This is a genomic window from Streptomyces sp. NPDC037054 (assembly GCF_055606745.1).
Genome location: NZ_JBVJSJ010000010.1, coordinates 149,678 through 168,243, shown reverse-complemented (window position 1 = coordinate 168,243; position 18,566 = coordinate 149,678). Strand labels below are relative to the sequence as shown.

The window sequence follows — 18,566 nt, the reverse complement described above, 5'->3', positions numbered from 1 at the left end:
GCAGCACTTCGGGCAAGTCTACAGGGTGGTCAGGACCGCTTCCGACCGAGGTGCTTCCTGGTCCACTCGACCGCGTCCGCGTAGCGCGCCTCGGCGCCGTGCCGGGTGGGTTCGTAGTACTGGCGGTCCTTGAGGGCGTCCGGCGCGTACTGCTGTTCGGCGATGCCCTCGGGCAGGTCGTGCGGGTAGACGTACCCCTGCGCGTGGCCCAGTTTCGCGGCGCCCTTGTAGTGCCCGTCGCGCAGGTGGGGCGGGACGGGGCCGGCGAGGCCCTTGCGGACGTCTTCGAGGGCGGCGCCGATGGCGGTGGTCGCGGCGTTGGACTTGGGGGCCAGGGCGAGGGCGATCGTGGCGTGGCTGAGGGTGAGGGCGGCCTCGGGGAAGCCGATCATGGCGACGGCCTGGGCGGCGGCGACCGCGGTGGGCAGCGCGTTCGGGTCGGCGAGGCCGATGTCCTCGCTGGCGGAGATCATCAGGCGGCGCGCGATGAAGCGGGGGTCCTCCCCCGCCTCGATCATGCGGGCCAGGTAGTGCAGGGCGGCGTCGACGTCGGAGCCTCGGATGGACTTGATGAGGGCGCTGGCGACGTCGTAGTGCTGGTCGCCGTCGCGGTCGTACTTCACGGCCGCCCGGTCGACCGTCTCCTCCAGGGTGCTCAGCGCGATCTCCGTCTCGCCCTTGTCGAGGGCGGCCCCGGCGGCGGCCTCCAGAGCGGTCAGGGCGCGGCGGGCGTCGCCGCCGGCGATGCGCAGCAGGTGGTCCTCGGTGTCCTCGGGGAGGGTGACGGCGTCCTTGAGGCCGCGCTCGTCGGCGAGGGCCCGGCGGAGCAGGCCGCGGAGGTCGTCGTCCGTGAGGGGTTCGAGGGTGAGCAGCAGGGAGCGGGAGAGCAGCGGGGAGATCACCGAGAAGTACGGGTTCTCGGTGGTCGCGGCGATCAGCGTGACCCAGCGGTTCTCGACGGCCGGGAGGAGGGAGTCCTGCTGGGCCTTGCTGAAGCGGTGGATCTCGTCGAGGAAGAGAACGGTCTCCTTGCCGAAGCCGCCGACCGCGCGGCGGGCGCCCTCGATGACCGCGCGGACCTCCTTGACGCCCGCGGTGATCGCGGACAGCTCCACGAAGCGCTTGTTGGTGGCCTTCGAGACGACGTACGCCAGGGTCGTCTTGCCGGTGCCGGGCGGGCCCCAGAGGATCACCGAGGAGGGACCGGCGGGGCCGGCGGCGCCCTCGCCGACCAGGCGGCGCAGCGGTGAGCCCGGCTTCAGCAGGTGCTGCTGGCCCACCACCTCGTCGAGGGTGCGCGGGCGCATCCGGACCGCGAGGGGGCTGCCCGCGGGGTCCTTCTCCTGGCGTTCTTCTGCTGCGGCGGTGAACAGGTCGGGCTCCACGTCGGCAACCCTAAATCACCCCACTGACAACGCGTCGTCCGCTGTCAGCTCGTCCAGAAGTCCCACCAGCGGGTCAGGACCAGCATGCCGATGATGCCGATGTGCAGCACGGGCATGACCCAGGTGAACTCGCCGAAGAAGCCGCGCAGCCAGGCCGGGGCGGGCAGGAAGCCCTTGCGGACGTTGAACGAGGTCACGTACCAGAACATGACGATCGTGGCGACCCAGGCGAGGCAGCACCACAGGCACAGCGCGTTGATCCGGTACAGGGACTGGAACATCAGCCAGGCGCAGAAGCCGGTGCCGAAGAGGGTGCCCGCGTTGAAGGTGAGCCAGTACCAGCGCGGGAAGCGGGCCCCGGCGAGCAGGCTCATGCCGACGCAGACGACCATGCCGTAGGCGACGAGGCCGAGCATCGGGTTGGGGAAGCCGAAGACGGCGGCCTGGTCGCTCTCCATGACGCTGCCGCAGGAGACGACGGGGTTGAGGCTGCAGCCGGGCGTGAACGTCTCGCCCGCGACCTTGGCCTCGAGCAGCTTGAACTTGTCGAGCGTGATGACCCACGCGGCGAGCAGTCCGGCCGCGCCGGTGATCACGAGCAGCAGGGCGAGGGCGCGGCTGCCGCCCTCCGCGCGCGAGGCGCGCGACGCGCTCGGGGCGCGCTCCGGCTCGGGCTCGGTGGAGACGTCCTTGACTGTCGTCTTGCTCATCACGCCGATTCCGTCACTCGCGAGTTCGGACCTGCTTCGGGCAGGGCCATTGTGCCGCACGGTCCTGTGTGCGCACCGTTCACTCCGCATAAGCGGGGACCGAAGGTGGCGCGGTTTCGGACAGGCACGCGAAAGGCGCCGCACACCCGTACGCACGGGCCCGCGGCGCCTTCGTCCCGACGGTCAGCCGAGCCGGGACTCGAGTTCGGCGACGATCTCGTTGACGCCGACCGCCGTCTGCTCGCCGGACTCCATGTCCTTGAGCTGGACGACGCCTTCGGCGAGGTCGCGTTCCCCGGCGACGATCGTGTAGCGCGCGCCGCTGCGGTTCGCGTTCTTCATGGCGCCCTTGAGGCCCTTTCCGCCGTAGCAGAAGTCGGCCGCGACGCCGTTCTTGCGCAGCTCGGTGACCTTCGCGAACAACAGGCGGCGGGCGTCCTCGCCGATGGCGACCGCGTACACGCTGGTGGCGGCGGGGAGTTCGAGTTCGACGCCCTCCGCCTCCAGCGCCAGGACCGTGCGGTCGACGCCGAGCGCCCAGCCCACCGACGGCAGCGCGGGGCCGCCGATCATCTCGGACAGGCCGTCGTAGCGGCCGCCGCCGCCCACCGCGGACTGCGAGCCGAGGCCGTCGTGGAGGAACTCGAACGTGGTGCGCGTGTAGTAGTCCAGGCCGCGCACCAGCTTCGGGTCGTCCTCGAAGGCGACGCCCGCCGCGGTGATCAGCTCGCGGACCTCCTCGTGGTACGCCTTGCACGCGTCGCACAGGTAGTCGCGCAGCAGCGGCGCGCCGGTCAGCTGCTTCTGGACCGACTCCCGCTTGTCGTCGAGCACGCGCAGCGGGTTGATCTCCGCACGCCGCAGGGTGTCCTCGTCGAGGTCCAGGCCGCGCAGGAAGTCCTGCAGCGCGGCGCGGTACACCGGCCGGCACTCCTTGTCGCCCAGGGAGTTGAGCAGGATGCGGAAGTTGCGCAGGCCCAGCGAGCGGTACGCCTGGTCGGCCAGGATGATCAGCTCGGCGTCGAGCGCCGGGTCCTCCGCGCCGATCGCCTCGGCGCCGACCTGGGAGAAGTGGCGGTAACGGCCCTTCTGCGGGCGCTCGTAGCGGTAGTAGGAGCCCGAGTACCAGAGCTTGACCGGGAGGTTGCCGGTCTTGTGCAGGTTGGCCTCCAGCGCGGCGCGCAGGACGGAGGCCGTGCCCTCCGGACGCAGGGCGAGCTTGTCGCCGCCCTTGGTCTCGAAGGCGTACATCTCCTTGGTGACGATGTCGGTGGACTCGCCGACACCGCGCGCGAACAGCTCGACGTTCTCGAAGCCGGGCGTCTCGACGTAGCCGTAGCCGGAGTTGCGCAGCGGGGCGGCGATCGCCTCGCGGACCGCCAGGTACGTGGCGGAGTCCGGCGGGATCAGGTCGTACGTGCCCTTGGGGGCCTGGAAGGTACTCACGGAAGGTCTCTCGTCACATTCCTCGTCGGGGAGCGTGCGGTGCTCCCTGGCCGGCCGCCACCTGCCGCAGGTAGGGGTTGGTGGCGCGCTCCTGGCCGATGGTCGTCTGGGGGCCGTGGCCGGACAGCACCACGGTCGAGTCGTCGAGCGGCAGGCACACGCGGGCCAGCGAGTCGAGCATCTCGGCCATGTCACCGCCGGGCAGGTCGGTGCGTCCGACGGAGCCGGCGAACAGCAGGTCGCCCGAGAAGAACACCGGCGGAATGTCCGCCGTCCCGGGCATCCCGAAGGTCACCGACCCCTTGGTATGGCCCGGCGCGTGAGCGACGGAGAACTCCAGGCCCGCCAGCTCCAGCTTCGCGCCGTCGGCCAGCTCCTTGACGTCGTCGGGTTCCCCCACGGTGAGCTCCCCCATCAGCGGCATCCCGATGGAACGGCCGAGCGCCTTCTCGGGGTCGCTCATCATGTAGCGGTCCTCGGGGTGGATCCAGGCCGGCACGTCGTGCGCGCCGCACACCGGGACGACCGAGGCCACGTGGTCGATGTGGCCGTGGGTGAGGACGACGGCGACGGGCTTGAGCCGATGCTTCTTCAGTGCCTCCTCGACGCCCTGGGCGGCCTGGTGGCCGGGGTCGATGATCACGCACTCCTCACCGGCGGCGGGGGCGACGAGATAACAGTTCGTCCCCCAGGCCCCGGCGGGGAACCCGGCAATGAGCACGATCGTCCTTCGTTTGTGTCGGTTCGGGTGGGGTTGCGCTCGGGCTGCGCCCGTGGTCAGAGCCTACCGGCGCTGCCGATTCCTCAGCGAACCCATATACGGTACGGGGCACACGCAGGCGGTCGGCTCACCGCACGCACGCGTACCGGACGACACACGAGACGCATGAGGAGAGAACCCGGTGGTCAGCCAGGAGCAGCGGCGGCGTCAGCTCGCCCGGGAGAAGTTCTTGCGGCAGCAGCAGCGGCGCACGTCCGCACGGCGCAAGGCGCGCATGCGCACCGCCGTGATCGCGTCGGTCCTCGGCGTGACCGTGGTGGGCAGCCTCGCGCTGTACACGACCGGAGCGCTCAAGGGTGACGACAAGGCCAACGCGAACGCGGAGGTCAGCCCGAGCGCGTCGGCGCCCAGCAAGGCACCCGACCCGTGCGAGAAGCCCGCCGAGGGCAAGGTCGAGTCGCAGACCTGGAAGAAGGAACCTGCGATGTCGATCGACAAGTCCGCGAAGTACACGATGAAGCTCGCGACGACCTGCGGCGACATAGACATCGACCTGAAGACGTCGGCGGCCCCGCACACGGTCAACTCGTTCAGCTTCCTCGCCGGGAAGGGCTACTTCGACCACACGAAGTGCCACCGCCTCACCACCAACGGCATCTACGTGCTGCAGTGCGGCGACCCGACCGGCCAGGGCACCGGCGGCCCCGGCTACACGATCCCGGACGAGAACCTGAAGGACAAAAGCCTGAAGGGCAACACCTACCCCAAGGGCACGGTCGCGATGGCCAACACGGGGCAGAAGAACTCCGGGGGCAGCCAGTTCTTCCTGGTCTACGAGGACAGCAAGTTGCCGCCCAGCTACACGCCGTTCGGTACCGTTTCCGAGTCCGGCATGAAGGTGCTGCAGAAGATCGCCAAGGCGGGCGAGAGCACCGGAGCCGGTGACGGAGCACCGAACGCGACGGTGGTCATCAACAAGGCGACCGTCACGAAATCCTGACCCCGAACTGCGAAATTTCGGTCGCGCGGGATGCGGACAGCCGCCCCGCCGGTCGCCTATGTTGGCCGTGACGAAACTGTGGACGATGCCCGGGGGAGCTCGACAGGCCCCTCGACGGCATCATGTGGAGGAGGCGCTGTGAGCAGCGACCCGTGGGGCCGCGTCGACGAGACGGGGACCGTGTACGTGCGTACGGCCGACGGCGAGCAGGTCGTCGGTTCCTGGCAGGCAGGCTCCCCCGAGGAGGCGCTGGCCTACTTCGAGCGCAAGTACGAGGGCCTGGTTGTCGAGATCGGCCTCCTCGAGAAGCGAGTGAAGACGACCGACCTGTCGTCGAAGGACGCCATGGCCGCCATCGACCACCTGCGCGAGCAGGTCGATGCGCATCACGCCGTCGGCGACCTGGACGCGCTGCGGGTCCGGCTGGACAAGCTCGTGGAGCTGGTGGAGAAGCGCCGCGAGGAGCGCAGGGCGCAGCGGGCGAAGCAGTCCGACGAGGCGCGCAGGTCCAAGGAGGCGCTGGTCGCCGAGGCGGAGGAGCTGGCGCAGTCCGACCAGTGGCGGGTAGCCGGTGAGCGGCTGCGGGCGCTGGTGGACACCTGGAAGGGTCTGCCGCGGCTGGACCGCAAGTCCGACGACGAGCTGTGGCACCGCTTCTCGCACGCGCGCTCGGCGTTCTCCAAGCGGCGCAAGCAGCACTTCGCGCAGCTGGACGCGCAGCGCGAGGAGGCCCGCCGGATCAAGGAGCGGCTGGTCGCCGAGGCGGAGTCGCTGTCGGGCTCGACGGACTGGGGGCCGACGGCCGCCCGGTACCGGGAGCTGATGACGGAGTGGAAGGCCGCGGGCCGCGCCCAGCGCGAGCACGAGGACGACCTGTGGAACCGCTTCCGCGGCGCTCAGGACGTCTTCTTCGCCGCCCGCAGCTCGGTGTTCGCCGAGCGGGACGCGGAGCAGGCGGAGAACCTGAAGCTCAAGGAGGAGCTGGCCCAGGAGGCCGAGAAGATCCTCCCCGTCACGGACCTCAAGGCCGCCCGTGCCGCCTTCCGTTCGATCAACGAGCGGTGGGAGGCCATCGGTCACGTGCCGCGCGACGCGCGGCCGAAGGTCGAGGGCCGGATGCACGCCGTGGAGCGGGCCATTCAGGAGGCCGAGGAGGCCGAGTGGCGCCGGACGAACCCGGAGGCACGCGCGCGTGCCGAAGGTCTGACCGGTCAGCTCCAGGCGGCGGTGGACAAGCTCAAGGGCCAGATCGAGCAGGCGCGCGCCCAGGGCAACACCGCGAAGGCCGACAAGCTGGAGCGTGAGCTGGAGGGCCGCCAGGCGCTCCTGGACCAGGCCCTGAAGGGCCTCCAGGAGTTCGGCGGCTGACGCGCACGGGCCGGCAGTGACGAAGGGGCTTCCCGTACCCACGCGGTACGGGAAGCCCCTTCGTCGTGCGGGTGGGCGGCGCTACGTCCTGTTGCGCGCGGACGTCACGCGGTACACGTCGTAGACGCCCTCCACTCCCCTGACCGCCTTCAGGACGTGACCGAGGTGCTTCGGGTCGCCCATCTCGAAGGTGAAGCGGGAGGTGGCGACGCGGTCGCGGGAGGTCTGGACGGCCGCGGACAGGATGTTCACGTGCTGGTCGGACAGGACGCGCGTGACGTCCGACAGCAGCCGGGAGCGGTCCAGGGCCTCGACCTGGATGGCCACCAGGAACACCGAGGACTGGGTGGGCGCCCACTCGACTTCGAGGATGCGCTCGGGTTCGCGGGACAGCGAGTCGACGTTGACGCAGTCGCTGCGGTGCACCGAGACGCCGCTGCCGCGGGTGACGAACCCGATGATGGGGTCGCCGGGGACCGGGGTGCAGCAGCGGGCCAGCTTGACCCACACGTCCTCGACGCCCTTGACGATGACGCCGGGGTCGGAGCTGGAGCGGCGCTTGCGGCTGCGGCCGCGGGCCGGGGGGACCGACTCGTCGATCTCCTCGGTGGCGGCCTCCTCGCCGCCGAGGGCCTGCACCAGCTTCTGCACGATGTTCTGCGCGGAGACGTGGCCCTCGCCGATCGCCGCGTACAGCGCGGAGATGTCCGAGTAGCGCATCTCGTGCGCGAGCGTGACGAGGGAGTCGCCGGTGAGGATGCGCTGGATCGGCAGGTTCTGCTTGCGCATCGCGCGGACGATGGCGTCCTTGCCCTGCTCGATCGCCTCGTCGCGGCGCTCCTTGGAGAACCAGGCGCGGATCTTGTTGCGGGCGCGCGGCGACTTGACGAAGCCGAGCCAGTCGCGGGAGGGGCCGGCGCCCGCCGCCTTGGAGGTGAAGACCTCCACCAGGTCGCCGTTGTCCAGCGTGGACTCCAGCGGCACCAGGCGGCCGTTGACCCGTGCTCCTATCGTGCGGTGGCCGACCTCCGTGTGGACGGCGTACGCGAAGTCGACCGGGGTGGCCCCGGCGGGCAGGGCGATGACGTCGCCCTTCGGTGTGAAGACGAAGACCTCGTTGCGGGAGAGGTCGAAGCGCAGGGACTCCAGGAACTCGCCGGGGTCCTCGGTCTCCTTCTGCCAGTCCAGCAGCTGCCGCAGCCACGCCATGTCGTTGATGGCGTCCTTGTCCTTGCCGGACCGGGGCGCGTCGGTGCGGACCTTGGAGGCGCCGGCGACGGCCTCCTGCTTGTACTTCCAGTGCGCGGCGATGCCGTACTCGGCGCGGCGGTGCATGTCGAACGTGCGGATCTGGAGCTCGACGGGCTTGCCGCCGGGGCCGATGACCGTCGTGTGCAGCGACTGGTACATGTTGAACTTGGGCATCGCGATGTAGTCCTTGAACCGGCCGGGGACCGGGTTCCATCGCGCGTGCACCGTGCCGAGGGCCGCGTAGCAGTCGCGGACGGTGTCCACGAGGACGCGGATGCCCACCAGGTCGTAGATCTCCGCGAAGTCACGACCGCGGACGATCATCTTCTGGTAGACGCTGTAGTAGTGCTTCGGGCGGCCCGTGACGGTGGCCTTGATGCGGGCGGCCCTGAGGTCCTGCTGCACCTCGTCGGTCACTATGGCGAGGTACTCGTCGCGCTTGGGGGCGCGCTCGGCGACGAGGCGGACGATCTCGTCGTACATCTTGGGGTAGAGGATCGCGAAGGCGAGGTCCTCCAGCTCCCACTTGATGGTGTTCATGCCCAGGCGGTGGGCGAGCGGCGCGTAGATCTCCAGGGTCTCGCGCGCCTTCTTCTCCTGCTTCTCGCGCTTGAGGTAGCGCATGGTGCGCATGTTGTGCAGGCGGTCGGCGAGCTTGATGACCAGGACGCGCGGGTCCTTGGCCATGGCGACGACCATCTTGCGGACGGTCTCGGCCTGCGCGGCCTCCCCGAACTTGACCTTGTCGAGCTTGGTGACGCCGTCCACGAGCAGGGCGACGACGTCGCCGAAGTCGCGGCGCAGGTCCTCCAGGCCGTACTCGGTGTCCTCGACGGTGTCGTGCAGCAGTCCGGCCATCAGCGTGGCCGGATCCATGCCCAGTTCGGCGAGGATCGTGGTGACGGCGAGGGGGTGCGTGATGTACGGGTCGCCGCTCTTGCGCTTCTGGCCGCGGTGCCAGCGCTCGGCGACCTGGTAGGCGCGCTCGATCTGGCGGAGCGTGGCCGTCTCGATCTTGGGGTCGTTGCTGCGGACTATGCGCAGCAGGGGCTCCAGGACCGGGTTGTACGGGTTGGCGCGCTGGACGCCGAGGCGGGCGAGGCGGGCCCGCACGCGGTTGGAGGAGCCGGCGCGGGCGGGCTGGCCGGTGGGGGCGCGGACGACGGGCGGCTGCGCGGGGCGCTCCTCGGAGGGTGCCGGCTTGGGCCTTGACTCCTCGGCCCGCTTGTCCACGGGCGCCGACTGGGCGTGCTGGACCGGCCCGCTGGGGTCGTTCTTCGCCTGGGGCGTGCTCGGCGCGGGCTTGGCCGCGGCGGCCGAGGCGGACTCGGGCTTCGCGGCGGTCAGGGGCTGGGCCTCGTCTGGCAAGAGGGCTCCTCGTGCACGATCCGGGTCCCCCGGTCAGGCTCCGGAGACCCCATGGTAGCGATCCCGGGCCGGAGGATCCCCTTCAGGCCATTGTGAGACCTGTCAACCGGGGAAACACGAGGGGCGGGCGCCGGATTCCTCCGGGCCCGCCTCCGCGGTGTCGTGCTGGTGCTTCCGCCCTGGTCAGCGGCGCTCTACACGGTGAGCAGCGCCTCCAGCGGGGCGCCCGCGAGGGCCGGTTCCACGCGGGCGCGGCCGCCGAGGAAACCGAGCTCCATGAGGACGGCGAGGCCCGCGACCTCGGCGCCCGCCCTGCGGATGAGCTGGACCGAGGCCTCCGCGGTGCCGCCGGTGGCGAGGACGTCGTCGACGACCAGGACGCGGTCGTCGGCGCCCAGGTCCTCGGCGTGCACCTCGATCTCGGCCGAGCCGTACTCCAGGTCGTACGCCTGGGCGAGGGTGGCTCCGGGGAGCTTGCCCGCCTTGCGCACCGGGATGAAGCCGAGGCCGGCGCGGACGGCGACGGGGGCTCCCAGGATGAAGCCCCGGGCCTCCAGGCCGACGACCTTGGTGGCGCCGGCGCGCTCGGCGATCTCCGCGAGCGCGTCGGTGAGCGCCGTGAACGCCGCCGGGTCCGCCAGGAGCGGGGTGATGTCCTTGAACATCACGCCCGGCTCCGGGTGGTCCGGCACGTCCCGGATGCGGCTGAGGAGCAGCTCCTGGATGTCCGTCATCGGCGCTTCCCCTGGGGACGGCCGCGGCCCCGGGCGCGGGACGCGGAGCGGCTGCGCGGGCCGACGACAGCGGCGGCGCCGTCGTCCACGTCGACGTCCTCGTCGTCCGGCTCGTCGTCGTAGGCCTCGTCGGCGTGGGCGTCCTCGGGCTCGCCGCCGCCCTGGGCACGCTTGGCGAGGACGCGCTTCTTGAGCGCCTTCATCGGCGGCTCGAGTTCCTTGAGGTCGGCGACGAGCGGCGTGGCGATGAAGATCGACGAGTACGCGCCGGCGGCGAGGCCGACGAACAGCGACAGCGAGATGTCGTTGAGCATGCCGGCCCCGAGGACACCGCCGCCGATGAACAGCAGGCCCGCCACCGGCAGCAGCGCGACGACCGTGGTGTTGATCGACCGCACCAAGGTGCTGTTGATCGAGCGGTTGGCGATCTCGCTGTACGTCCAGCGGGTCTGTTTGGTGATGTCCTTCGTCTGTTCCTTCAGGCTGTCGAAGACGACGACCGTGTCGTACAGCGAATAGCCGAGGATGGTCAGCAGACCGATCACCGTGCCCGGTGTGACCTCGAAGCCCACGAGGGCGTAGATGCCGACGGTGATGGTGATGTCGTGGATCAGCGCGACGAACGCGGCGAGCGCCATGCGCCACTCGAAGGCGATCGCCAGGTAGATCACCACGAGGACCATGAAGATGCCGAGGCCCTGCCAGGCTTTGTTGGCGATCTGGTCACCCCAACTGGGGCCGACGAGGTCCGCGTTGATCTGCTCGGCGTCGAGCCCGAGGTCGTCGGCGAGCGTGTCCTTGATCTTGTCGGCCGCGCCGGTGTCGATGCCGGCGACCTGGATGCGCATGCTGCCGTCGCCGAGCTGCTGCACGATCGCGTCGTGGCCGGACGCCTCTTCGGCGAACTCCTCCACCTGCGACACCGAGGCGCTCGTGCTCTTGGGCGTGGTGAAGACCGCTCCGCCCTGGAACTCGATGCCCATGTTCAGGCCGCGCACCGCCAGGCCGACGATGGCCGTGATGGTGATGAGGATGGAGATGCCGTACCAGATCTTGCGGTTCTTGACGAAGTCGTAGCCGATCTCGCCACGGTGCAGTCGGGCGCCGAGGGTGCCGAGTTTCGACATCGCTCACGCCTCCTTCGGGTCGACGGGGCCGGCGGCGGAGTGGATGGGACGGCGGGTGCGGCGCAGCGGAGGCTGGGCACCCAGGCTCTTCGGGTCGAGGCCGGACCACTTGTGGCCGCTCGCGAAGAACCGGCGGCGGGCCATCAGCGTGAGCAGCGGCTTGGTGAAGAGGAACACCACGACCACGTCGAGCACGGTGGTCAGGCCGAGCGTGAACGCGAAGCCCTGGACCTTGCCGACGGTGACGACGAACAGCACCGCGGCGGCGAGGAACGACACGAAGTCGGAGACCAGGATGGTGCGTCGGGCACGCGGCCAGGCGCGCTCGACGGCGGGGCGCAGCGTGCGGCCCTCGCGGATCTCGTCGCGGACGCGTTCGAAGTACACGATGAACGAGTCCGCGGTGATGCCGATGGCGACGATGGCGCCGCACACGGCGGGGAGGTTCAGCGCGAAGCCGATGGCCGGGCCGAGCAGCGACATGATCACGTAGGTGAGGGCCGCGGAGACCAGCAGCGAGGCGATGGCGATGAACGACAGGCCGCGGTAGTAGACCAGCAGGTAGATGACGACCAGCGCGAGGCCGATCGCGCCGGCGATCAGACCGGCCTCCAGCTGCTCGCCGCCGAGCGCCGCGGTCACCGTGGTGACGCTGTCCTCCTGGAAGGTCAGCGGCAGGGCGCCGTACGACAGCATGTTGGCGAGGTTCTGCGCGGACTCCTGGTCGAAGTTGCCGGAGATTTCCGCGTTGCCGCCGGTGAGGGCCTGGCTGACGTACGGGTCGGAGACGACCTCGCCGTCCAGGACGATGGCGAACTGGTTCTGCGGGGACTGGTTCTGGGCCAGCTTGCCGGTGATGGACGCGAACTTCTTGGAGCCCTTGTTCGTGAAGTCCATCGTGACGGTCCAGCCGGCACCGGTCTGGGTGTTGAAGACCGCCTGGGCGTCGTCGACGTCCGTGCCGTCGACCTCGGCGGGGCCGAGGATGTACTTCTGCCACTGGCCCTGCGCGTTCTGGCCGCAGGCGAGCGTGGAGTCCTCGGGCTTCGCGCCGTCGCCGGCCTTGGCGCGGACGGCGGGCTTGGTGCAGTCGAGCGCCGCGTACTGCTCCTGGAGCTTGGCGTCGCCCGCGGGCGCGCTCGCGCCGGCGGACGGCGGGGCGCTCGGGGAGGCGTCACCGGAGGCGGAGGCGGACGCGGACGGGGTGGGGCTCGCCTTCAGGGCGTCGCTCGCGGGGCGGCCCTGCGTCGTGGCGCTCGCCGACGGGGCGGCGGAGCTGCCGGCGGAGGGCGCGGAGGACGCCTTCTCGTCGCCCTTGTCCGTGGCCTTGTCCCCGGCCTTGTCCTTGTCGGACGCGCCGCCGGACGCGCTGGGCGCCGGGCTGGGCTGGGCGGCGCCGCCCGCGAGCTCCGTGGCGACGACCGGACGGAAGTAGAGCTTGGCGGTGGTGCCCACCTGGTCCCGGGCCTGCTTGGAGTTGGTGCCCTTGGGGATGTTGACGATGATGTTGCGATCGCCCTGCGTCTGGACCTCGGCCTCCGAGACACCCAGACCATTGACCCGGCGCTCCATGATGGAGACCGCCGTGTCCATGTTGGTCTTGTTGATCGCGTTCTCCTGGCCGGCCTCGGGAACCGCCCGGAGCGTGATGCTCGTACCGCCGGCCAGGTCGATGCCGAGACGCGGAGTGGTGTGCCCGGAGGCGAACATGCCACCGGTGAGCGCCACGATGGCGATCAGAATCAGGGCCAGCGAGCGCCCCGGCTTGCTCTGGGCGCTCGCGTTCCGGCCCTTTTTAGGTGCTGCCACCTTCTCGTACTCCCTCTCGGGCCGCTCTCACGCCGGGTGGGCGCGCGGGCGGCCATGACATGGTGTCGGGATCCCCCGTGCGAGCTGCGCAGGCCCAGGAGCGCACGGGTCCGTTCCCCGCACGCCCCGGGGCGCTACTACTTCGCCTCGGAGTCGCCGTCGGTCTTCTTCGGCGCCTCGTCCGTCTTCGCCTCGGCGGGGGCGGTCTCGGCCGGCTCGTCGGCCGCGGCCTCGTCCTTCTTGCCGAGGTCGACGGACTTGTCGTCGGAGTCGGCGGCGGAGGTCTCGTCGGTCCCGGTGAGGGAGGAGGCGTCGTCCGGGACGATGTCGCCGTCGGACTTCAGGTCGTGCTCGATGCCGTGCACGATGCGGTTGTACTCGTCGTCGGTCAGGACGGCACCGATCGAGTTCTTCGCGAAGAGCAGTTCGACGCCGGGACCGGCGTCGAGGAGGACCGTGTCCTCGTTGACCTCCTTGACCGTGGCGTACATGCCCCCGATGGTGCGGACGCCGGAACCGGGCTGCATCTGGTTCCGCATCTCGATGGCCTGCTGCTGCTTCTTCTTGGCCGAGCGGGTCATCAGGAACATGGCCCCGATGAGCACGATGAACGGGAGGAGGGTCAGGAGACTCACGGGTCGGAACTTCCTTCACGCGACCGCGATGGTGAACGGCCTGATGGTTGGGGGTGTGTGATGCCACCGGCAAAGGCGGCATCGGCGGAGTCTAAGCGAGTCCGCGCGCATGGAACAACGCTCAGCATGGCACCGGGGTTCCTGTCCTCGGCGAATGCGCTCGCCGTCACGCCCCGAACAGGTCCTGTTGTCCGTTTCCCCCGCTCTGCGACCGGGGCGGCGTGAGGCCGAGATGCGCCCATGCGGCGGGCGTGGCCACGCGGCCGCGCGGTGTGCGGGCGAGGAGCCCCTCCCGTACGAGGAACGGCTCGGCGACCTCCTCGACGGTCTCGCGCTCCTCCCCCACGGCGACCGCGAGCGTCGACAGGCCGACGGGGCCGCCGCCGAACAGCTTGAGCAGGGCCTCCAGCACGGCCCGGTCGAGGCGGTCGAGGCCGCGGGCGTCGACCTCGTAGACCGCGAGGGCGGCAGCGGCGATGTCCTGGGTGATGTGGCCGTCGGCCTTGACCTGGGCGTAGTCGCGGACGCGGCGCAGCAGGCGGTTGGCGATGCGGGGGGTGCCGCGGGAGCGGCCGGCGATCTCGGCGGCGCCCGCGGTGTCGATCTCGACGTCGAGGAGGCTCGCGGAGCGGTGGATCACGCGCTCGAGTTCGGCGGGCTCGTAGAACTCCATGTGCGCCGTGAAGCCGAAGCGGTCGCGCAGCGGGGGCGGCAGGAGTCCGGCGCGGGTGGTGGCGCCGACCAGGGTGAACGGGGGCAGTTCGAGCGGGATGGCGGTGGCGCCGGGGCCCTTGCCGACGATGACGTCGACGCGGAAGTCCTCCATCGCCATGTAGAGCATCTCCTCGGCGGGCCGCGACATGCGGTGGATCTCGTCGAGGAAGAGGACCTCGCCCTCCTGGAGGGAGGACAGGATCGCCGCGAGGTCGCCTGCGTGCTGGATGGCGGGGCCGGAGGTGATGCGGATGGGGGCGCCCATCTCGGCCGCGATGATCATCGACAGGGTGGTCTTGCCGAGGCCGGGGGCGCCGGAGAGCAGCACGTGGTCGGCGGTGGCGCCACGCGCGCGTGCGGCGCGCAGGACGAGGTCGAGCTGTTCGCGGACCTTCTCCTGGCCGATGAACTCGCCCAGGTCCTTGGGGCGCAGCGCGGCCTCGACGGCCTGGTCCTCACGGTCGGCGACGGAGCCGACGAGCCGCTCGGCCGCGGTGCTGTCGGTCGTGTCGTCCCAGTTCATGGAGTGTGCCTCGGGGTCGCGGTCGGTGGGGTGGGAGGGCTGCGTGCGGTCGGGCTGCGTGCGGCTGAGCGTCCGCAGGCGCCCCGCTGGGCGGCTTTCGGCCATTGCCGCGAGGGCGGTTTCCGGCCGATGCGGTCGGGGCGCCCGGCGGGTCGCTCAGCGCGTCCCGTCCGGGGCGCTCAGCGCGTTCTGTTCAGGGTCTGGAGGGCCGCCTTCAGCAGCTGCCCCACCTGGGGCGTTCCCTCGGCGGCCTCGGCCTGCGGGGCGACGGCGGCGACCGCCTCGTCGGCCTCGCGGGTCGCATAGCCGAGGCCGATGAGGGCGGCGTGCAGCTGGTCGCGCCAGCCGGCGGTGACCGGGGCGCCGACGGCGGGCGCGCCGAGGGGTTCGCCGAGGCGGTCCTTCAGTTCGAGCAGGAGTTTCTGAGCGCCCTTCTTGCCGATGCCGGGGACGGCGGTGAGCGCCTTCTCGTCGCCGGTGGACACCGCGCGCCGCAGGGCGTCCGGGGTGTGCACGGCCAGCATCGCCTGGGCCAGCCGGGGGCCGACGCCGCTCGCGGTCTGGAGCAGTTCGAACGTCTGGCGCTCGTCGTCGTCGGCGAAGCCGTACAGGGTGAGGGAGTCCTCCCGCACGACGAGGGACGTGGCGAGCCTGGCGGGCTGCCCGACGCGGAGCGTGGACAGCGTGTTGGGCGTGCACTGGACGGCCATGCCGACGCCGCCGACCTCCACGACCGCGGCGTCGGGGGCGAGCGCGGCGACGGTGCCGCTGACGAAGGCGATCATGCCGTACGGCCTTTCGTTGCGTGGGTGGCGTGCCGGGCGACGGCCTGCTGGAGGCGGCTGTGCGCGGGGGCGCGCCAGATGTGGCAGATGGCGAGCGCGAGGGCGTCGGCGGCGTCGGCCGGTTTCGGGGGCGCGGCGAGCCGCAGCAGGCGCGTGACCATGGCGCCGACCTGGGCCTTGTCGGCGCGGCCCGAGCCGGTGACGGCGGCCTTGACCTCGCTGGGGGTGTGCAGGGCGACGGGGATGCCGCGGCGGGAGGCGCACAGCAGGGCGACGGCGCTGGCCTGGGCGGTGCCCATCACCGTACGGACGTTGTGCTGGCTGAAGACGCGCTCCACCGCGACGTACTCCGGGCGGTGTTCGTCGAGCCACTGTTCCAGGCCCTGCTCGATGGCGACGAGGCGGTGGCCGAGGTCCGCGTCCGCCGGTGTGCGCACGACACCGACGCCGAGCATGCTGAGCGGCCGTCCGGCGACGCCTTCGACGACCCCGACTCCGCAGCGGGTCAGCCCCGGGTCGACCCCCAGTACGCGCACGCGACGCCCCTCCCTTCGATCACCTGTTTGTGCAGGCTATCGGGTGGCACCGACAACGCCCGACAACACGACGGGCCGACGGGTGTGTCCCGTCGGCCCGTTGAGCGGATTCAAGGCCCGCGGCGGCGTTACGCGTCGACCTTCTCCATGATCTCGTCGCTGACGTCGAAGTTGGCGAAGACGTTCTGCACGTCGTCGCTGTCCTCGAGCGCGTCGATCAGCTTGAAGATCTTCTTGGCGCCCTCCTCGTCCAGTTCGACCTGCATGGTCGGGACGAAGTTGGCGTCGGCGGAGTCGTAGTCGATGCCCGCGTCCTGGAGGGCGGTGCGGACCGCGACCAGGTCGGTGGCCTCGCTGATGACCTCGAAGGTCTCGCCGAGGTCGTTGACCTCCTCGGCGCCCGCGTCCAGGACCGCGCCGAGCACGTCGTCCTCGGACAGCTCGCCCTTGGGGACGATGACGACGCCCTTGCGGTTGAACAGGTACGACACCGAGCCCGGGTCGGCCATGGAGCCGCCGTTGCGGGTCATGGCGACGCGCACCTCGGAGGCGGCGCGGTTGCGGTTGTCGGTGAGGCACTCGATGAGCACCGCGACGCCGTTCGGCCCGTAGCCCTCGTACATGATCGTCTCGTAGTCGGCGCCGCCGGCCTCCAGGCCCGCGCCGCGCTTGACCGCGGAGTCGATGTTCTTGTTGGGGACCGACGACTTCTTCGCCTTCTGGATGGCGTCGTACAGCGTCGGGTTGCCCTCGGGGTCGGCGCCGCCCATCCGCGCCGCGACCTCGATGTTCTTGATCAGCTTCGCGAAGAGCTTGCCGCGCTTGGCATCGATGACGGCCTTCTTGTGCTTCGTCGTGGCCCATTTAGAGTGGCCGGACATCTGCCTGTCTCCTTCGCGTTACCCATCTCTGCACCGAACGCAGGAATCCTACAAGGACTCGGCTCCGGCGTTCGCGCGCACCATGTCGACGAAGAGGGCGTGCACGCGGTGGTCGCCGGTCAGTTCCGGGTGGAACGACGTGGCGAGCGCGTTGCCCTGGCGGACGGCGACGATGTGGCCGTCGTGCTCGGCGAGCACCTCGGCCGCCGCGCCCACGGACTCGACCCAGGGGGCGCGGATGAAGACGCCCTCCACGGGGTCGCCCGCGACGCCCTCGACGTCGAGGGCCGCCTCGAAGGACTCGTTCTGCCGTCCGAAGGCGTTGCGGCGCACGATCATGTCGATGCCGCCGATGGTCTCCTGGCCCGACCGCGGGTCGAGGATCTTGTCGGCGAGCATGATCATGCCGGCGCAGGTGCCGTAGACCGGCATGCCGGCCCGCACGCGTGCGCGAAGGGGCTCCATCAGGCCGAAGAGGACGGCCAGTTTGGAGATGGTGGTCGACTCGCCGCCGGGGAGGACGAGCCCGTCGACCTCGGCGAGTTCTTCGGGGCGCCTGACCGGCCTGGCCACGGCGTCGGCCGCGGCCAGGGCGACGAGGTGCTCCCGTACGTCGCCCTGGAGGGCCAGGACACCGATGACAGGGGTTCCTCGGGACATGGGTGTTACCAGCCGCGGTTGGCGTAGCGCTCGGTCTCGGGGAGGGTGTCGCAGTTGATGCCGACCATGGCCTCGCCGAGGTTCCGGGACGCGTCCGCGATGATCTTGGGGTCGTCGTAGAAGGTGGTGGCCTTCACGATGGCGGCGGCGCGCTTGGCCGGGTCGCCGGACTTGAAGATGCCGGAGCCGACGAAGACGCCCTCGGCGCCGAGCTGACGCATCAGGGCGGCGTCGGCCGGGGTGGCGACGCCACCGGCGGAGAACAGCACGACCGGGAGCTTGCCCAGCTCGGCGGTCTCCTTGACCAGCTCGTACGGGGCGCGCAGCTCCTTGGCGGCGGCGTACAGCTCGTTGTTGTCGTAGCCGCGCAGGCGGGCGATCTCGTTCTTGATCTGGCGCAGGTGACGGACGGCCTCGACGACGTTGCCGGTGCCGGCCTCGCCCTTGGAGCGGATCATGGCCGCGCCCTCGGCGATGCGGCGCAGGGCCTCACCGAGGTTGGTGGCGCCGCAGACGAAGGGGGTGGTGAACGCCCACTTGTCGGAGTGGTTGACCTCGTCGGCCGGGGTGAGGACCTCGGACTCGTCGATGTAGTCCACGCCGAGGGACTGCAGGACCTGGGCCTCGACGAAGTGGCCGATGCGGGACTTGGCCATCACCGGGATGGAGACGGCGTCGATGATGCCCTCGATCATGTCCGGGTCGGACATCCGGGCCACGCCGCCGTCCTTGCGGATGTCGGCCGGGACCCGCTCCAGGGCCATGACGGCGACGGCGCCCGCGTCCTCCGCGATCTTCGCCTGTTCCGGCGTGACGACGTCCATGATCACGCCGCCCTTGAGCTGCTCCGCCATGCCGCGCTTGACGCGGGCGGTGCCGATCTCGGGAGCCTGGTTCTCGGTGCTGGACACGG

Annotated in this window: 17 protein-coding genes; 2 read left to right on the top strand and 15 right to left on the bottom strand. The window is 70.7% G+C overall.

Going from position 1 to position 18,566, the window contains the following annotated elements; genetic code table 11:
- Window positions 1-29 precede the first annotated feature (29 nt).
- The 4 genes from ACZ7D7_RS24020 to ACZ7D7_RS24005 form a co-directional block, all read right to left on the bottom strand.
- Complete coding sequence (locus ACZ7D7_RS24020) at window positions 30-1,385, bottom strand: replication-associated recombination protein A (protein WP_470826851.1); 1,356 nt, start codon at window positions 1,383-1,385, stop codon at window positions 30-32.
- A 44-nt stretch (window positions 1,386-1,429) separates the two neighbouring features.
- Window positions 1,430-2,095: a vitamin K epoxide reductase family protein gene (locus tag ACZ7D7_RS24015; protein WP_470826850.1), complete on the bottom strand. Its 666-nt coding sequence runs from the start codon at window positions 2,093-2,095 to the stop codon at window positions 1,430-1,432.
- 183 nt (window positions 2,096-2,278) lie between these two features.
- The gene (gene hisS / locus ACZ7D7_RS24010) at window positions 2,279-3,541 is read right to left on the bottom strand and encodes a histidine--tRNA ligase (RefSeq protein WP_470826849.1); all 1,263 of its coding nucleotides are present in this window, start codon (window positions 3,539-3,541) and stop codon (window positions 2,279-2,281) included.
- Window positions 3,542-3,554: 13 nt separating this feature from the next.
- On the bottom strand, window positions 3,555-4,262 hold the full coding sequence (locus ACZ7D7_RS24005) for an MBL fold metallo-hydrolase (protein WP_470826847.1): 708 nt from the start codon (window positions 4,260-4,262) through the stop codon (window positions 3,555-3,557).
- A 181-nt stretch (window positions 4,263-4,443) separates the two neighbouring features.
- On the opposite strand from ACZ7D7_RS24005, the gene ACZ7D7_RS24000 reads away from it, so the two are divergent.
- Both ACZ7D7_RS24000 and ACZ7D7_RS23995 read left to right on the top strand, forming a co-directional pair.
- A complete protein-coding gene (locus ACZ7D7_RS24000; protein WP_470826846.1) occupies window positions 4,444-5,262 on the top strand; it encodes a peptidylprolyl isomerase in 819 nt (272 codons plus the stop codon).
- A gap of 138 nt (window positions 5,263-5,400) precedes the next feature.
- Window positions 5,401-6,630 (top strand): DUF349 domain-containing protein, encoded by a 1,230-nt coding sequence (locus tag ACZ7D7_RS23995; protein ID WP_470826845.1) that lies wholly within the window; start codon window positions 5,401-5,403, stop codon window positions 6,628-6,630.
- An 81-nt stretch (window positions 6,631-6,711) separates the two neighbouring features.
- Here ACZ7D7_RS23995 and relA read toward each other — a convergent pair whose 3' ends face one another.
- The 11 genes from relA to pdxS form a co-directional block, all read right to left on the bottom strand.
- Window positions 6,712-9,249: a GTP pyrophosphokinase gene (gene relA, locus ACZ7D7_RS23990; protein WP_470826844.1), complete on the bottom strand. Its 2,538-nt coding sequence runs from the start codon at window positions 9,247-9,249 to the stop codon at window positions 6,712-6,714.
- Window positions 9,250-9,443: 194 nt separating this feature from the next.
- On the bottom strand, window positions 9,444-9,983 hold the full coding sequence (locus tag ACZ7D7_RS23985; protein WP_470826842.1) for an adenine phosphoribosyltransferase: 540 nt from the start codon (window positions 9,981-9,983) through the stop codon (window positions 9,444-9,446).
- Window positions 9,980-11,110, bottom strand: coding sequence for a protein translocase subunit SecF (secF, locus tag ACZ7D7_RS23980; RefSeq protein ID WP_470826841.1), 1,131 nt, complete (start codon window positions 11,108-11,110; stop codon window positions 9,980-9,982). The genes ACZ7D7_RS23985 and secF overlap by 4 nt, the downstream gene beginning before the upstream one ends.
- A gap of 3 nt (window positions 11,111-11,113) precedes the next feature.
- Window positions 11,114-12,919 carry a protein translocase subunit SecD gene (secD, locus tag ACZ7D7_RS23975; protein WP_470826840.1) on the bottom strand — a complete coding sequence of 602 codons (1,806 nt, stop codon included), beginning with the start codon at window positions 12,917-12,919 and terminating at the stop codon, window positions 11,114-11,116.
- Between the two features lie 137 nt (window positions 12,920-13,056).
- Window positions 13,057-13,554 (bottom strand): preprotein translocase subunit YajC, encoded by a 498-nt coding sequence (gene yajC / locus ACZ7D7_RS23970; RefSeq protein WP_470826839.1) that lies wholly within the window; start codon window positions 13,552-13,554, stop codon window positions 13,057-13,059.
- Window positions 13,555-13,720: 166 nt separating this feature from the next.
- Entirely contained in the window at window positions 13,721-14,791 is a 1,071-nt protein-coding gene (ruvB, locus tag ACZ7D7_RS23965) for a Holliday junction branch migration DNA helicase RuvB (RefSeq protein WP_470827000.1), read from the bottom strand.
- 179 nt (window positions 14,792-14,970) lie between these two features.
- Window positions 14,971-15,576, bottom strand: a complete 606-nt coding sequence (ruvA, locus tag ACZ7D7_RS23960; protein ID WP_470826837.1) for a Holliday junction branch migration protein RuvA — start codon at window positions 15,574-15,576, stop codon at window positions 14,971-14,973.
- Window positions 15,573-16,112: a crossover junction endodeoxyribonuclease RuvC gene (gene ruvC, locus ACZ7D7_RS23955; protein ID WP_470826835.1), complete on the bottom strand. Its 540-nt coding sequence runs from the start codon at window positions 16,110-16,112 to the stop codon at window positions 15,573-15,575. Before ruvC ends, ruvA begins: the two co-directional genes overlap by 4 nt.
- A 128-nt stretch (window positions 16,113-16,240) precedes the next feature.
- On the bottom strand, window positions 16,241-16,993 hold the full coding sequence (locus ACZ7D7_RS23950) for a YebC/PmpR family DNA-binding transcriptional regulator (protein ID WP_451598251.1): 753 nt from the start codon (window positions 16,991-16,993) through the stop codon (window positions 16,241-16,243).
- Between the two features lie 48 nt (window positions 16,994-17,041).
- A complete protein-coding gene (gene pdxT / locus ACZ7D7_RS23945; protein WP_470826833.1) occupies window positions 17,042-17,653 on the bottom strand; it encodes a pyridoxal 5'-phosphate synthase glutaminase subunit PdxT in 612 nt (203 codons plus the stop codon).
- 5 nt (window positions 17,654-17,658) lie between these two features.
- On the bottom strand, window positions 17,659-18,564 hold the full coding sequence (gene pdxS / locus ACZ7D7_RS23940; RefSeq protein WP_470826832.1) for a pyridoxal 5'-phosphate synthase lyase subunit PdxS: 906 nt from the start codon (window positions 18,562-18,564) through the stop codon (window positions 17,659-17,661).
- Between the last annotated feature and the right edge of the window lie 2 nt (window positions 18,565-18,566).

Coding starts and splice junctions, on each gene's coding strand:
- ACZ7D7_RS24015 (WP_470826850.1), bottom strand. CDS start 2,095: ATGAGCAAGACGACAGTCAAGGACGTCTCCACCGAGCCCGAGCCGGAG.
- ACZ7D7_RS23985 (WP_470826842.1), bottom strand. CDS start 9,983: ATGACGGACATCCAGGAGCTGCTCCTCAGCCGCATCCGGGACGTGCCG.
- ruvA (WP_470826837.1), bottom strand. CDS start 15,576: ATGATCGCCTTCGTCAGCGGCACCGTCGCCGCGCTCGCCCCCGACGCC.
- ruvB (WP_470827000.1), bottom strand. CDS start 14,791: ATGAACTGGGACGACACGACCGACAGCACCGCGGCCGAGCGGCTCGTC.
- pdxT (WP_470826833.1), bottom strand. CDS start 17,653: ATGTCCCGAGGAACCCCTGTCATCGGTGTCCTGGCCCTCCAGGGCGAC.
- secF (WP_470826841.1), bottom strand. CDS start 11,110: ATGTCGAAACTCGGCACCCTCGGCGCCCGACTGCACCGTGGCGAGATC.
- ACZ7D7_RS23950 (WP_451598251.1), bottom strand. CDS start 16,993: ATGTCCGGCCACTCTAAATGGGCCACGACGAAGCACAAGAAGGCCGTC.